The organism is Nocardia sp. NPDC055321, from assembly GCF_053645575.1.
The window spans coordinates 1-2419 of sequence record NZ_JBSHMS010000068.1 but is presented as its reverse complement, the minus strand read 5'-3'; the positions used below and the strand labels follow the sequence as shown (position 1 = coordinate 2419).

Genomic DNA, 2419 nt, shown 5'->3' with positions numbered 1-2419 from the left:
GGCGCGCCAACCTCCACTCCGCCGTCGCCCGCCGCCGGGTTCGCCGCCGGCCCGCCCCGCGCCCCACCCCGGAGACCGCAACACGGGGGAATCGAGTGGCCATCCTGGACCGCATCAGCCGCGATCGCCGTAGGCCCGAGCCCGGTCGGTCGATCGCGGCCCCGACCCATGACCTCGACGAAGGACCTCGCATGAACGACATCGACACCCGCACCGCACTGCACACCTTTGCCGCATTCGCCGCGTACGAGACCGTGGAAGCGATCTGCCGGCGGATCTACCCGATGCTCACCAACGGCCGCCGGATCATCTACATCGAACGATGGCTGACCGGCGCCGATGACAGCGACCGGGTGCTTCCGAGTCAGCGGATCCTGACCCGGGCCGAGGATCGCGAGTTCGGATTGACCCTGACCTCGAACGACGAGCAGGTCAGGTTCGCGATCCAGCTCACTTCCGCGATCGCGGGCGTGACCGTGACCGGCCGCCGGGAATTCGGCACCGAGGACACCGCCGCCGAACTGTTCCGCGCCACGCACGCCGCCGCGCGGCGCGCGCCCGGCGGCGACTACCTGACCCGCCGCGATGTCGCGATGATCCAGGTCGTGGGCCGCGGTCACGGCGACCAGGACCACATCACCGTCACCTCGTACAACGCGCACGGCGCGGGACTGCGGCGGTCGCTGTACTTCGAAACCGCCACCCAGCTGTGATCACCACGCCGGGGTACCGTGCGCGCGATGCGCACGGCGGCTCGAAGGCAGCCCGGGTGCGCCGACCGCGACAGCGCGGTACACGTGTCGGCGCGCTCAGCTGCCGCTGGCGTAGAAACCGGCACAGAAGCTGGCGACGATGATCGCGATCGCCGGCAGCGGCCAGAACCAGATCATCCGGCCCTGACGCTGGGAGCGGATCATCAGCGTGAGTGCTCCCACGAGAGCGACGAGGATCCCCGCCCACGCCACAATCGCGCCACCCAGGAAATGCGTTGGGGTGCCGCCACTGTCACAGTCGTCGTATTGACAGTGAATCCCCGCGGCCAGAGCAGCGATCGCCATGTTGAACACCGCCGCGGTCAGCCCCAACGCGACCGCCGCGACGTACAAGCCCCACCCCACCACCCTGTCCCACACACGCCCCGACGACTCGTTCCCCTCGATGATCACAGAACCCATTCTCGCTGCCCACCGGCCGCGCTCACACCGGGAAAATACTCAGCTCACGAGCCTCGAAGTCCCCGCCGGCCGACGCCCACACCGCGCCCGCACGATGCCTGTCGAAGTCCCTCACAGCGGCTGGCGGCCATCTGCTCGACCCATCTCGAGCGGGCGCTGTCCGGGACGCGAATTGCGTTCTGTTCAGCGGTGATTGGACGCCTTCGACGGGGAGGTGCCGTGGCGCAACATCGTCGGTCCGCGCTGGCACCGTGGTGGCCATCGAGCACCCCGCAGCGCGGCCACCGTGGTGGACCCGTGCGGAATCGACCGACATATTTCGAGAGGGCGCGATGCGCAGCTATCTGTACTACGGCTACGACCTTGGACTTGTTCTGCACGATGGTGAGCTCACCAGCCGAGCACCGGCCTGGTGGGGATCGGACACCGGCACCTGGCGCTATGAGCTCGCCCGGCGGACCACATCGACCGATGCGCCCAACCCCACATCGATCACCGACTACAGCGAGGCCGCACGCGAGATCCGCGCGCAGGGCCGTGCGGCGGCCGCCGCGAGCCCGGTGGACATGGACTACTACGGGCCCGACAACTCCGATCATTCCGTCGTCGTCAGGGTCGTAGCGTCGGTTCAGAATCTGCACGGCTACAGCGGTCCGGTGACACCGATGACCCGCAAGCCCGAGTGGGACAGCGCACTTCGTGACTTCCTCACCCTGCTCGACATACCGATCCCCCCTGGCCCGCCGCAGTTCGCACACGGCTACGCCGACGACTGATCGGTGAGCTGGCCGCTGGTGTCCCGCGGGCAGCGATCCGCGGTCACCGGCGGTTCCGCCCACGCACCGCTGTCCATCCGCGGCGACGCGCTGAGCGCAGTCGCGCATTGTTTCCGGCGCCGGCGCTGCCCGCGTGTGACGCGCGTCTGAGGCCGGCGGTGCAGCCGAGCGCGGCCGACTGTGCTCGTGCGCGGCAGGTGAAACATCGGTCAGGAGTGTTGCCACGATTTCGGCAGCGTCACCGAAAGCCCTCCCAGGGCTGGACGTCGCCCAATCATCCGAAATAGTCACTCTCGCTGTCGAATCCATTCCCATCGGGTTCGGCGGCGAAATGGAACAGGAACCAATCGTGAACATTTCTTCGACACGGAAACGCGCAGGGGCTGCTGCGGGTGGCCGGGCTCGGCTACGACGACGCCGCCACATCCGACGCCTGGCGGCGGATCTTCGCCTTCTTCGACACCCACC

3 protein-coding genes and 1 pseudogene are annotated in these 2419 nt (G+C 68.3%); 3 read left to right on the top strand and 1 reads right to left on the bottom strand.

All coding sequences use genetic code 11. From position 1 onward, the window contains the following. Nucleotides 1–713: hypothetical protein (locus tag ACWIGI_RS41580; protein WP_454209208.1), on the top strand; the 713-nt coding region annotated here is incomplete at its 5' end. A 96-nt stretch (nt 714–809) separates the two neighbouring features. Here the strand turns inward: ACWIGI_RS41580 and ACWIGI_RS41575 are convergent. Continuing rightward, entirely contained in the window at nt 810–1166 is a 357-nt protein-coding gene (locus tag ACWIGI_RS41575) for a hypothetical protein (RefSeq protein ID WP_454209207.1), read from the bottom strand. A 341-nt stretch (nt 1167–1507) separates the two neighbouring features. Between ACWIGI_RS41575 and ACWIGI_RS41570 the strand changes: the two genes are divergently transcribed. Together ACWIGI_RS41570 and ACWIGI_RS41565 are read left to right on the top strand one after the other, a co-directional pair. Then, nucleotides 1508–1951, top strand: a complete 444-nt coding sequence (locus ACWIGI_RS41570) for a hypothetical protein (RefSeq protein ID WP_454209206.1) — start codon at nt 1508–1510, stop codon at nt 1949–1951. A 377-nt stretch (nt 1952–2328) separates the two neighbouring features. Next, nucleotides 2329–2419 (top strand): annotated as a pseudogene (locus tag ACWIGI_RS41565) (dienelactone hydrolase family protein); the annotation flags it as partial.

Coding starts and splice junctions, on each gene's coding strand:
- ACWIGI_RS41570 (WP_454209206.1), top strand. CDS start 1,508: ATGCGCAGCTATCTGTACTACGGCTACGACCTTGGACTTGTTCTGCAC.